This is a genomic window from Actinoplanes sp. NPDC026623, assembly GCF_040638275.1.
Lineage (GTDB): Bacteria > Actinomycetota > Actinomycetes > Mycobacteriales > Micromonosporaceae > Actinoplanes.
Window position 1 is genome coordinate 1 of record NZ_JBEZXZ010000239.1, and the last position, 12,707, is coordinate 12,707.

9 protein-coding genes are annotated in these 12,707 nt (G+C 71.0%); 5 read left to right on the forward strand and 4 right to left on the reverse strand.

Translation table 11 applies throughout. From position 1 onward, the window contains the following. Positions 1–2,548 precede the first annotated feature (2,548 nt). Complete coding sequence (locus AB0F10_RS39765) at positions 2,549–3,121, forward strand: hypothetical protein (protein WP_360637889.1); 573 nt, start codon at positions 2,549–2,551, stop codon at positions 3,119–3,121. A gap of 128 nt (positions 3,122–3,249) precedes the next feature. Here AB0F10_RS39765 and pntB read toward each other — a convergent pair whose 3' ends face one another. The 3 genes from pntB to AB0F10_RS39780 all read right to left on the reverse strand — a co-directional run bounded on the left by pntB (position 3,250) and on the right by AB0F10_RS39780 (position 7,569). After that, the gene (pntB, locus tag AB0F10_RS39770) at positions 3,250–4,683 is read right to left on the reverse strand and encodes a Re/Si-specific NAD(P)(+) transhydrogenase subunit beta (RefSeq protein ID WP_360637892.1); all 1,434 of its coding nucleotides are present in this window, start codon (positions 4,681–4,683) and stop codon (positions 3,250–3,252) included. A 4-nt stretch (positions 4,684–4,687) separates the two neighbouring features. After that, positions 4,688–6,214: a Re/Si-specific NAD(P)(+) transhydrogenase subunit alpha gene (locus AB0F10_RS39775; protein WP_360637895.1), complete on the reverse strand. Its 1,527-nt coding sequence runs from the start codon at positions 6,212–6,214 to the stop codon at positions 4,688–4,690. Positions 6,215–6,354: 140 nt separating this feature from the next. Then, the gene (locus tag AB0F10_RS39780; protein WP_360637898.1) at positions 6,355–7,569 is read right to left on the reverse strand and encodes an MFS transporter; all 1,215 of its coding nucleotides are present in this window, start codon (positions 7,567–7,569) and stop codon (positions 6,355–6,357) included. A gap of 57 nt (positions 7,570–7,626) precedes the next feature. On the opposite strand from AB0F10_RS39780, the gene AB0F10_RS39785 reads away from it, so the two are divergent. Further along, entirely contained in the window at positions 7,627–8,598 is a 972-nt protein-coding gene (locus AB0F10_RS39785; protein ID WP_360637901.1) for a helix-turn-helix domain-containing protein, read from the forward strand. A 1-nt stretch (position 8,599) separates the two neighbouring features. On the opposite strand, the gene AB0F10_RS39790 is transcribed toward AB0F10_RS39785, so the two are convergent. Beyond that, the gene (locus AB0F10_RS39790; RefSeq protein WP_360637904.1) at positions 8,600–9,640 is read right to left on the reverse strand and encodes a DUF2278 family protein; all 1,041 of its coding nucleotides are present in this window, start codon (positions 9,638–9,640) and stop codon (positions 8,600–8,602) included. Positions 9,641–9,781: 141 nt separating this feature from the next. Here AB0F10_RS39790 and AB0F10_RS39795 point away from each other — a divergent pair, with 141 nt between their 5' ends. The 3 genes from AB0F10_RS39795 to AB0F10_RS39805 form a co-directional block, all read left to right on the forward strand. Then, entirely contained in the window at positions 9,782–11,086 is a 1,305-nt protein-coding gene (locus AB0F10_RS39795; protein WP_360637907.1) for a cytochrome P450, read from the forward strand. A 31-nt stretch (positions 11,087–11,117) separates the two neighbouring features. Further along, positions 11,118–11,885, forward strand: a complete 768-nt coding sequence (locus AB0F10_RS39800; protein ID WP_360637909.1) for a glycoside hydrolase family 16 protein — start codon at positions 11,118–11,120, stop codon at positions 11,883–11,885. Between the two features lie 20 nt (positions 11,886–11,905). Further along, positions 11,906–12,707 (forward strand): M15 family metallopeptidase (locus AB0F10_RS39805; protein ID WP_360637912.1); only part of this gene is annotated, 802 nt, incomplete at its 3' end.

Sequence of the window (12,707 nt, forward strand, 5' to 3'; positions counted from 1 at the left end):
CACGGCCAGCACGGCCAGCACGGCCAGCACGGCCAGCACGGCCAGCACGGCCAGCGGCCAGCGGCCAGCACCGCAGCACGGCCAGCGGCCAGCACGGCAGCACCGCAGCACCGCAGCACGGCCAGCGGCCAGCACGGCAGCACCGCAGCACGGCCAGCGGCCAGCGGGCAGCACGGCTAGCACGGCAGCACAGGCGGGCCGTCCGCCGCTCGCGGCAGCTCCGGTATCCGAATTCCGGGCGGCGCGCGATTCCAGGCGGACCGCGATTGCGACGGACCGCTCGCACGGCCGATATCACCCACAGGGAAGCGGCCCGTTTCACCCACGACGTAGGCGTCGCATATCGCAAAGTTGGGCAACAGCTTCGGTTTGGCTCTGGGCTTGCGTTCGCACGATGACCATCTCTAACCCGGACATACCCGATATGACCGAGTGTCATCGCGCCCACTGACTCGCAGCGGCCACCCAAATTCAGGAAGAACCCACCGGGACCCGATCGCAGCAGAAGTGACACCGGACGCCCCGCCCGCGAGCCGGATGACCAGCGGATCGGGCACCCGGGCCACCACCGCCGAGCAACCGCCATCGGCCGCAGCACGCACTGCACCGGCACCACAGCCAGCGGCGATGACGCAGCCGGTGCCGGCGATGCCGTCCCCTGCCGCCAAGACGATGTCCGAGGCGGCAACACCCGCCACGAAGCGTGCCCTACCTGCGGGGACAGGCAGACCGGCGACCGAGATGCCCGCGGTGGTCGCCGGATCGGTGCAGAGGTCGGCGCCCGCGGACGCTGAGGCGGCGTGCCCGACTGAGGCTCCAGACAGGCCCGCGATGCAGAGAGCACTTGCGGTGCAGGCGGCGACGCGGGCCGAGCAGACACCTGCGATGCAGCGGGCACCCGCAACGCAGGCGGCAACGCGGGCGGGGCCGACACCCGCGATGCAGGCGACGACGCGGGTCGGGCGGACACCCGAGACGCTGGCGGCGACGCGGACCGGGCGGGCACTCGCGGTGCAGCGGGCACCCCCGATGCAGGCGGCAACGCGGGTCGGGCGGACACCCGAGACGCTGGCGGCGACGCGGACCGGGCGGGCACTCGAGATGCTGGCGGTGACGCGGGTGGGGTCGGGCGTGCCGGCACGCTCTCAGTGGTGGTCGCTGTCAGGGATTCGGAGCGGCTCTTACGGATGCGCCAAAGCTTCAAGCCGTGGCGCTGCTGAAGACCCCACCGGCGATGACGCTCGTGCTCACGACGAAACTCATCGCCAGCGGCAGAATAGTTCCGTGACGCGGTCCGGTCGCGCATCGCCGCAATTTCCGACCTGCCAAACAACGACAACTGTCCCACGAAAAGATTCTCCCGCAACCCACCCGATATGTCAGCGGACGATCATGCCAACCTCCACTTTGACAATGGATTTCCGGGACAATTTCGATACAGCGTCACGCGCGCCGAGATTAATAGTTGCGGCTCACCCCTCATGCCGCCGACCGCCAACGAGCCACCCACGAATCGCGTCGACAGCCTCGCCTCTGCAGCGGCAGCAGCGGCAGCAGCAGCAGCAGCGGCAGCGCTGGAGCATGACGATCAAACGGGAGGTTGGGCAGATGGCCAGAAAGTCGTGTTCATCCCAGATCTGACGAAGTCCGACAGGTCGGCAAGGTCGAGCTCGGCAGTGAAATCACCTTCTATGCACAGAATGAGAGACCTTCCCAGCTCCAACCCGGCGACGTCGACGAGCTCCTCGTCCTGAGCCGCGCGCAGCAACACGCCGAACGCCCGACGATCTCGCCAGTTTGAGAGGACTTCCTCGGCCTGACAAGGGAGCTCGATGTCCTGAGAGTCGTCTGCCAGTACATCGCGAAGGCGCTCGGCACGGCAGTCCCAGACGGGTCCCTCGTGGCACGCAACTGTCCGGGCAGGCGATCATCTGCTATTCGAGGTAATGAAAGATCATTGCCGGGGCAGCATAAGTTTCGCCATTACTCAGGGCGCGCCGCCAGTCCCGCATTGTCGAGGGCGTCCAGGCCCGGCCGGTGATAGTGATATTCCCCATTACCCCGGGGCTTCGGGGTAGAGCTCAAACTCGCCTGGGTCGATTTCCGCGCAGAACTCTCGCAATAGTGATGCCCGAGGGTCAGGTTCACCAACCGCGACGAATTGTCCCGAAGGAGCTGAAGGTCAGCTTCGTCAATCGGCCGCTCCTTCCCGCTCTGACTCGCTGCTCAAGCCCCAGCCAGCCGAGTGACGGCATCGGAATCGGCGAGACTCAGAAACCCATACGGGCTACTCGGTGAACTCCATTTGATCTCCAATACCGAGCCTTTTCAACGTGGCCCGGGCGGCAGCGTCCGGCGGCCCCGAGGCCAGGTGAAAATCGCTCGATGGCGGCGCGGCCACCGGGCGTGCCGTGGCAGCGCACCGCCGGACGCGCGAGAGTGAGCCGCGCCCGCCGCGGCGGCGCTCCCGTTCGCCGCTCCCGCGGGCAGGTTGCGCCGTCCGGCGTGGATAGAGTGCCGTGATCATCGCGTCGATGCAGGGGGTTACATGGCTATCGAGCCGGCGGCGAGGATAGCCGCTGAGGTTGCCCGGCGGGCGCCGGTCAACGGCATCCGGATCGTCGGCGTCGACGGGCCCAGCGGCGCGGGCAAGAGCCGGCTCGCGGCGCGGCTCTCCACCCTGCTGGAGGCGCCGATCATCGAGATCGACGACTTCGTCTCGTGGTCCAGTTTCGCCGGGTGGTGGCCGCGCTTCGACGAGCAGGTCCTGTCGCCGCTGCTGGCCGGCCGGGACGCGACCTTCCAGGCACGGGATTGGACCGACTGGTACGGGTCGTCGCTCGGCGCCTGGAAGACACAGCCCTGGGCGCCGACCGTCATCCTCGAGGGCGTCACCTGCACCCGCCGGGCCACGATCGGCCGCCTCGCGTACGCGGTGTGGGTCGAGGCTCCGGCAGGCCTGCGACTGGCCCGCGGCCTGGCCCGGGATCCTGAGTTTGCCGGCAAGGAGGCGCTGTGGGAGCGGTGGATGCGCGAGGAGGACGAGTTCTTCGCCGCTGACGGGACCCGCGAGCGCGCCGACATCATCGTCGACACCTCGGAACACGACACGGTCCGATAGCCCCTGGCCGCAGCGCGCGCCGGCCGACTCCGACGGCCGCCGCCGGCGCGCGACAAGACCGGAGCACCACAGAGCCCGAGCACGACAGAGCCGGAGCGGACGCGTCCGCTCCGGCTCCTGGGGAAGGCTCAGTGCACCCCGGCCGTGACCTCGCGGAGGATGTTCTCCACCCGTTCCTTGGCGTCGCCGAAGAGCATCGCGCAGTTCTCCCGGAAGAACAGCGGGTTCTGTACGCCGGCGTAGCCCGAGGCCATCGAGCGCTTGAAGACGATGACGTGCTCGGCCTCCCACACCGTGAGGACGGGCATGCCGGCGATCGGGCTGGTGGGGTCATCGGTGGCCGCGGGGTTGACCGTGTCGTTGGCGCCGATCACCAGCACGACGGAGGTCTCCGCGAAGTCGTCGTTGACCTCGTCCATCTCGAGGACCACGTCGTACGGCACCCGGGCCTCGGCGAGCAGGACGTTCATGTGGCCCGGCAGCCGGCCGGCCACGGGGTGGATGCCGAAGCGGACCTTGACCCCCCGCTCGCGCAGCACGTGGGTCAGCTCGGCGACGCCGTGCTGCGCCTGCGCGACCGCCATGCCGTACCCGGGAGTGATGATGACCGAGTCCGCCGCGGTGAGCAGTTCGGCGACGTGTTCGGCGGTGACCTCGCGGTGCTCGCCGTAGTCCTTGTCCTGGGCGTGGCCGGCCTCGATGCCGAAGCCGCCGGCGATCACCGAGATGAAGGAGCGGTTCATCGCCTTGCACATGATGTACGACAGGTAGGCGCCCGACGAGCCGACGAGCGCGCCGGTGACGATGAGCAGGTCGTTCTCGAGCAGGAAGCCGGCGGCCGCCGCGGCCCAGCCGGAGTAGCTGTTGAGCATCGACACCACCACCGGCATGTCGCCGCCGCCGATGGAGGCGACCAGGTGCCAGCCCAGCAGCAGGGCGACGACCGTGGCGGCGAGGAGGATCCACAGCTGCGGTGAGATGACGAACCAGGTGGTGAGCACGGCGAACGCGACGAGCGCGCCGACGTTGAGGGCGTTCTTGCCGGGCAGCGTCAGCGGGCTGGACTTGATCCGGGCGGACAGCTTGAGGTAGGCCACGATCGAGCCGGTGAAGGTGACGGCGCCGATGAAGACACCGATGACGACCTCGGCGCTGTGGATGCCCAGCATCTCCTGGCTCCGCAGCAGCGCGGCCTCGACACCGTCGGTGCCCGCCTCGACGTGCAGGTACCCGTTCCAGCCGACCAGGACCGCGGCGAGGCCGACGAAGCTGTGCAGCAGCGCGATCAGCTCCGGCATCCCGGTCATCTCGACCTTGCGGGCCCGGTACAGGCCGATCGCGGCGCCGATGAGGGTGGCCACGACGAGCAGGATCAGCCCGGTGGTGCTCATCTCGTGGTCGATGGCCAGGGCGACGGTCGCGGTCAGCGCCACGGTCATGCCGGCGATGCCGAAGGTGTTGCCGGCCTTGGCGGTCTCGTGTTTCGACAGTCCGGCCAGCGCCAGGATGAAGAGGAGCGCCGCGACGATGTACGCGGCCTGCGCCGCGGATTCGATGGTCATCAGATCAGCTCCTGGAGAACATGGCGAGCATGCGGCGGGTAACCGCGAAGCCACCGAAGACGTTGATGCCGGCCAGCAGGATCGCGACGAAGGAGAGCCCGGTCACGAGGTTGTCGCCGTGCCCGAGCTGCAGCAGGGCACCGACGACGATGATCCCGGAGATCGCGTTGGTCACCGACATCAGCGGGGTGTGCAGGGCGTGGTGCACGTGCCCGATGACGTAGTAGCCGATGACGATCGCCAGGGCGAAGACGGTCAGGTGTCCGCGCATGGCGGCCGGTGACAGGGCCGCGAGCACGAACAGCGCGGCCGCGCCGGCGCCGACGTTCGCCAGCCGGCGGCGCGGCGAGGCGGGCCGCTTCTCGGCGGGCCTGGCCACGGTCGCGGCGGCCGGCGCCACGGCGGGCGCCGCGGTCACCGACACCGGGGGCGGGGGCCAGGTCAGCTCGCCGTCGCGTACGACGGTCATCGATCGCTGGACGACGTCGTCGAAGTCGAGGACGAGTTCGCCGTCCGACTTCGGCGTCATCAGTTTCATGAGGTTCACCAGGTTGGTGCCGTAGAGCTGGGAGGCCTGTGCGGGCAGGCGCCCGGCGAGGTCGGTGTATCCGATGATCGTCACGCCGTTCTCGGTGATCACCACCTGGCCCGGCACGGTGCCCTCGACGTTTCCGCCGTTGGCGGCGGCCATGTCGACGATCACGCTGCCCGCCTTCATGGTCGCCACCATCGCGGCGGTGATCAGCCGCGGCGCCGGCCGGCCGGGGATGAGCGCCGTGGTGATGATGATGTCGGCGTCGGTGGCCTGTTCGGCGTAGAGCCGGGCGGCGCGCTCGTTGTAGTCGTCGGACATCTGCTTGGCGTAGCCGGTCGAGGAGACCTCCACGTCGGCGGCCTCGATCGACAGGTACTCCCCGCCAAGGGACCTGACCTGGTCGGCGACCTCGGGGCGCGGGTCGGTCGCCCGTACGATCGCGCCCATGCTGCCGGCGGCGCCGATGGCCGCGAGGCCGGCGACGCCCGCGCCGGCGACGAGCACCTTGGCCGGCGGGACCTTGCCCGCCGCCGTCACCTGGCCGGTGAAGAAGCGGCCGAAGGCGTGCGCCGCCTCGACGACCGCGCGGTAGCCGGCGATGTTGGCCATCGAGGAGAGCACGTCCAGCGACTGGGCCCGCGAGATCCGCGGCACGGCGTCCATCGACAGCGCGGTGATCGGCCGGCCGGCGAGGTCTTCGACCAGGTCCGGGTCGAGGCGCGGGTTCAGCATGCCGATCAGGGTGATGCCCGCGGGCAGCCGGTCGCGGAACTCCGCCGGCGGCGGGTTGATGGTGAACATGACGTCGGCGGTCAGCGGGTCGCCGATGGTCGCCCCGGATTCGGCGTACGCCTCGTCGGAGAACGACGACCCGGTGCCGGCGCCGGATTGCACCACCACGTCGTAGCCCAGTTTGACCAAGGCCGCCACATTGGCGGGTGTCGCCGCCACCCGGCGTTCACCCGGATGAGGGTCGCGCGGCACGCCGATGATCATGTGTTGACTCCCCGGTTGAAGTTGACCATGACAACGCGAAACGCGAGCCCGCGGTTCAATGCGCCCCGAAATTTGTTACTCGCGAGTACGGTGAGGTTAGGGGGTTCGGCCGCATAACGCCAGAGCCGAAGCACCGAAAGTCACTGGCGCGTCGCACTCAGGCGCGGCCGCAGGGTGCGCCACAGCAGCAGCGTCGCGAGCACCGAGGCGGCCCCGGCCAGCGCGATCACCAGCTCCGGCGCGAGGAGTTCGGCCAGCGCACCGCCCCCGGCCATCGCCAGGCCCTGCAGCACCATCGTGCCGGTGCCCGCCAGCCCGAACGCCTGCCCCCGCCGCTGCAACGGCGCCGCCTCGAGGAAGCGCCGGGCCAGCCCGAGCTGGTACGAGAAACCCGCCGACGCCAGCGCCAGGACCAGCGCCGCCGCGACCAGGCCGGGCCGCAACAGGAACGCGGCGAGCGGCACGCCGAGCAGCAGCGCCAGCCACGGCGTCAGCCGCTCCCGCAGGACCGGCGCGGCGCACCGGGCCACCAGGAACTCCCCGGTCAGCATGCCGAACGCGGCGGCCGCCAGCAGAATGCCGGCGGCACCCTCCCGGCCGAACTGGGCGGCATAGGGCACCACGACGCCCTCGGACGCGACCATCAGCGCGCCGGGCAGCCACTGCGCCAGCAGCAGCCGGCGCATCGGCGCGTCGCGCAGCAGCAGGCCGTTGACCCTCAGGGTCTGCCGGATCGCGCCCGACTCCCCGGCCGATCGGGCCGGCCGGGCGGCCAGCGCGAGCCGGACCACCACGGCGGACAGGCCGCACGCCGCCGCGGCCAGCCACAGCGCGCCCGCCGGGCCCGTGGCGATCAACAGCAGCCCGCCCACCGCGGCGCCGACCACCTGCATCGCGCCGGAGGTCACGGTGAACAGCGAGCGGCCCAGCACGTACGCGTCGCCCTCGAGCAGGTCGGCGAGCAGCGCGGTCCGGGCGGCCTGGGCCACGGGCGACAGGCTGCCCGCGACGAAGACCAGCAGCATCGCCGCCGCCGGGGACAGCACGCTCAGCGCGAGCACGGCGGTGACGGCGAGGCGCAGCACGTCGTACGCCACCAGCAGCCGCCGGGGGCGCCACCGGTCGGCCAGCGAGAGCAGCAGAGTGCCGCCGAGCGCCTGCGGCAGGAACCCGGCCGCGTAGGCGAGCGCGGCCAGCGCCGGCGACCCGGTGCCGGCGTAGACGAGCACCGACAGGGCGAGCATCTTGACGCTCTCGCTGATCAGCAGGAGCGCGAAGGTGCCCAGCAGCACCCGGAACTCAGGCACGGCGAACACGTCCCGGTAGGTGACACGGCGGTCGGCTGTGACAGTCATGCGTCCACCATGGTGGCGCCGCACCCGGACGTCTAAAGTTTCGGTGGTGAGCGAAACATGCTGATCCAGGTCTCGCCCGCGGACGTGGCCTCCTGCCGGTATGCCATCTCCCCGCTGTTCGAGGTCGACAGCGCGCTCCGCCTGATCACCGGGCACGGCACGGTCGGGGTGCTGGGTCCGTGGGTCCGGCGGATGCGCCCGCTGCTGGGCGATCTGCGCCGGGCCGAGCCCGCGATCGGCGCACTGATCAGCCTGTTCCGCCGCGAGGACAACGCCGACTTCCTGCACCCCCCGCCGTCCGGACCGCGGCGCTCGTTCGCCGACGAGCTGGCCGAGGTCCGGGCGACGCCGCTGGACCGGGCCCGGGCGGAGCTCGAGCTCAACCTGCGCGGGCACCGCGCTCCCCCGGCGTACGCCCGGCGGATCCTGGACGGCGACGACGTCGTCGACCGGCTGGCGGACGCCCTTCAGGCCGGCTGGACCACGCTGGTCGAGCCCGACTGGCCGCGGATGAGGGCGCTGCTGGAGCGCGACATCGTGCAGCGGGCCGGCCGCGTCGCCGCGTACGGGTGGGCCGAGGGCCTCGAGGGCCTGGACCCGCGCGTCACCTGGACGGCGGGCGGCGACATCGCGATCCGGCACCGCGACACGAAGCGTTACCGGCTCGTCGGCGGCGGCCTGCTCTTCGTCGCGGGAGTCTTCACCGGACTGGCCATCAGCACCCACCCGGACCGGCCGTTCACCGTGGCCTACCGGGCCCGCGGCATCGCGGACATCATCGGACCGCCGCCGGCCGGACCGCACGGCGACGGCCTCGGCCCGCTGATCGGCCCGGGCCGGGCGGCGATCCTGCGGGCGCTGGCCGCGCCCGCCACGACCAGCCAGCTCGCCGCCCAGCTCGGGATGAGCCTCGGCGGGGTGGGCGGCCACCTCGCCGTGCTGCACCGCGCCGGGCTGGTCGCCCGGGCGAGGACCGGCCGCTCGGTCCTGTACGCCCTCACCGCCCGCGGCGAGAGCCTGGCCGGTTGATTCAGCGGGGGAAGCGGACGAACCGGTCGTCGGCGGCGGTGTCCGCGGCGGTGAAGACGACCGCGTCGACCTGGCGGCCGGTGTGGTCGAGCAGCACCAGGTTGCCGCCGGCGTTGCTCAGCTGGACCCCGGTGCCGTCGAGCGGGACCTGCGCCGACCCGCCCGGGGCCAGGTTGAGCCCGTCGATCGCGGTGACCCGGCCGCGCTTGTCGACGAGCCGCCAGCCGTCGAGCCGGACTGTCGCGTTGGCGAGGTTGCCGATCACCACGACCTCCTTGCCGGCGTCGTCGCCGGACGGGTTGAGCAGCGCCCGCTCCAGGTAGACCGCCTCGTCGGAGGCCGGCGGGCGGGCCGGCGGCGTCCGGTCGCCGATCAGCTCCGCGATGAGCTTCGACTGCGGCGCCGGCCGTCCGGAGTCGTCGGTCGGCACCCGCTGGGTCTGGAAGGCGAGGAACAGCCCGACGTGGCGGTCCGGGTGGGCGAGGATCAGGCCGCCGTCCTGCAGCGCGCCGTTGTCGCCGGCGTGCTGGCCGGTGTTGCCCTGGTTGAGGTGGATGTTGTGGATGCCGTGCAGGCCGTCGGCGTTGCCGAACTGCGCGTCGATCGGCTTGTGCAGGTTGCGGTCGAACTTCGTGCCGAACGCGAACACCTCGCCGCCCGCGGCTTTGCACTGCTGCAGCCGCAGGGACAGCAGGTCCTGCAGGTCGTCGGCGGAGGCGCTGCCGCTGGCCGGCAGGGCGGTGCCGGCCCGCCAGTCGAACAGCGGGGCACGCACGTAGTCCAGCGCGGCCGCCGGCGTGCGGGCCGCCGCGCTGAAGCCGGCGGGCAGCGCCGCGAGTCCGGCCAGGACCGGATGGTCGAGCAGCGGGTCGACCAGCCAGTAGACGACCTCCGAGCCGGTGTCGGATTGCACGTTCACCGCGATGCGCCAGGGCTGGCCGGTCTGGTCCAGCGCCCGGATCTGCAGGTGCGGCGTCGACGCTCCGTCCTCGCGCACCCACCGGTCCAGGACTGCGCGCAGCACCCCGTAGCCACTTGTCATAGCTGACACCTCCCGCCTAGGTAGAGCCGACGCCGGTCCGGCTGATACGTCGCCGAGATCGTCGACCCTCCCACCATCGAGGACCTCGACCGCTGAGCGCGCCTTCTTGCCTAAATGGCACTTAAAGGTACTTTTGGTAGCATGACGGTCGTCACGCTTCCTCCGGGTCCGACGGTTCCCCCCTTGGTGCAGACCGCGTACGCGCTGACCGTCGAGCGGCGCGGCATGGACCGGATGCGGGAGCGCTACGGGAACACCTTCACCGTCAACCTGCCGCCGTACGGCCGGTCCCTGGTCATCTGCGGCCCGGACGAGATCAAGCAGGTGTTCCTGGCCGGCCTCGAGGACATCGACAACCCGGCCCGCAACCTCGGCAAGGTGCTCGGCCCCGGCTCGCTGTTCTCCCTGGACGGCGAGGAGCACCTGCGGCGGCGCAAGCCGCTCGTCCCGCCGTTCAACGGCCGGCGCCTGGCGGCGTACGAGAAGATCGTCGAGGACGAGACCGTGCGGGAGATGGCGTCGTGGCCGCAGGACCGCGCCTTCCCCACGCTGCCGTCGATGACCCGGATCACGATGAACATCATCCTGCGCGCGGTGTTCGGCGCCGAGGGTGCCGAGTTCTCCGAGCTGCGCGAACTGCTGCCGCGGATGATCAAAATCGGCGGGTGGCTGGCGTGCCTGCCCCAGCCGAAGTTCGACCTCGGCCGCTGGGGCCCGTGGGGCCGGTACGCGGCCGTCCGCCGCGAATACGACGCCATCGTGGCGCGGCTGATCCTCAAGGCCGAACGGGACGACGCCCTCGATGAGCGCGACGACATCCTCAAGCTGATGCTGCTCAGCCGCTACGACGACGGCACCCGGATGAGCCAGAGCGAGATCGCCGACCAGCTGCTCACGCTGCTCGCCGCCGGGCACGAGACGACCGCGACCACCCTCGCCTGGGCGGTCGAGCGGCTGCGCCGCCACCCGGAGATCCTGCAGGCACTGGTCGACGAGGCGGACGCCGGCGGCAGCACCCTGCGCGAGGCGACGATCCTCGAGGTGGAACGCTCCCGCCCGGTGATCGACTTCGTGGGCCGGCAGGTGAAGTCCGACGGCTACCGGCTGGGCGAGTGGATCCTGCCGAAGGGGTACACGGTGCTGGTCAGCATCGCGCTGCTGCACGAGGACGAATCGGTGTTCCCGAACGCGCTGGCCTTCGACCCCGGCCGGTTCCGCGACACCCGGCCGGACCTGTACCGGTGGATCCCGTTCGGCGGCGGCCGGCGGCGCTGCATCGGCGCCGCGTTCGCCAACATGGAGATCGACGTCGTCCTGCGCACCATGCTGCGGGACGTCGTCCTGCAGCCGACCGACGAGCCCGACGAGCGCTGGCACTCGCGCGGCATCACCAACGGCCCCGCACGGGGCGGCCGGGCGGTCATCCGCCGCCGAGTCCCCGCCTGAGCTCCCCTTCCCCCGCAAGAAGAGATGATTCGTGTTCAGATCCCGCGTTACCGTCGCGCTCGCCCTCATCACCCTCGGCGTCGTCACCGGCGTCCTGGCGCCCGGCAGTGAGCCGGCCAGGGCCGCCATCGGCGCCAGCTTCGTCGACAGCCTCGACCGGGGCAACACCGGCCGCTGGCACAAGGCCGACGCCCGGAGCAACGGCGGCATGTTCAACGTCGGCTGGCGCGCCGACCACGTCCGGTTCCGGGCCGGGGTGACGAACATCGACCTGTACAACAGGGACTGCCCGATCGACTGCTCCGGCAAGCCCTACGCCTCCGGCGAGTACCGCACCAACGACCTCTACTCCCACGGGCGCTTCGCGACGAGCATGAAGGCCGTCAAGCGCCGCGGCGTCGTCACCGCCTTCTTCACCTACACGGGCAAGAGCGACGGCCAGCCCTGGGACGAGATCGATGTGGAGATCCTGGGAAAGAACACCTCCCAGCTGCAGACCAACTACTACACCGGCGGCGCCGGCGGCCACGAGACCACCATCGACCTGGGCTTCGACGCCTCGGCCGGCTACCACACCTACGCCATCGACTGGCGGGAGGAGGGGCTGATCGACTGGTACGTCGACGGGCGGCTCGTCCACCGGGAGAACGGCTCACGCGGCGCGCTTCCCACCCACCCGCAGCGAATCATGATGAACCTCTGGGCGGGCACCGGCATGGACGACTGGCTGGGCGTCTTCCGCTATCCCGGCGCGCCGATAACCGCGCGCTTCGCCTGGGCCACCTACACCCGGCACTGATGAGCAGATCGGATCGTGCCTTGTCACGTCGTTTCGTCGCCCTGACCCTGGTGCTCGCGTCGTTGATCACCGCACCCGCGCCCGCCCTCGCGGCGATGCCGAGCACCTTCGTCGACCTCGCCGTCGTGGACCCCACGATCCTTCATGACATCCGGTACGGGCAGACACACAACTTCGTCGGCCGCCGCGTCCGGGGCTATCTGGAGCCGCGGTGCCTGCTGACGCGCCGGGCGGCGTCGGCGCTGAGGACGGCACAGGCCGCGCTGCGCCCGCGCGGGTACACGCTGAAGGTCTACGACTGCTACCGCCCGCAGCGCGCGGTGAACGACTTCGCCGCCTGGGCCGGCAACGCCGGCGACACCCGGATGAAGCGCGAGTTCTATCCGCGGGTGGCCAAGTCCACGCTCTTCGCGGACGGCTACCTGGCACACCGCTCGGGCCACAGCCGCGGCAGCACCGTCGACCTGACCCTGGTCCGGCTCCCGGCCGCCACGATGCCGCAGTACGTGCCCGGTCAGGCCCTCGTGCCGTGCTACGCACCGTACGGGCGCCGCTTCCGGGACAACTCCATCGACATGGGTACCGGCTACGACTGCTTCGACCCGCGCGCTGCCACGCTCGACCCGCGGGTGACCGGCGCGCCCCGCGCCAACCGGCTGCTGCTGCGCGGCGCCATGACCGCCGCCGGATTCAGCAACTACTCACACGAGTGGTGGCACTACACGCTCGACGGCGAGCCGTACCCGTCCACCTACTTCGACTTCCCGGTATCCGGTCGCCGCGCCGAGGTGTCGGGTCATGCCGATCCGGTCACCGGGAAGT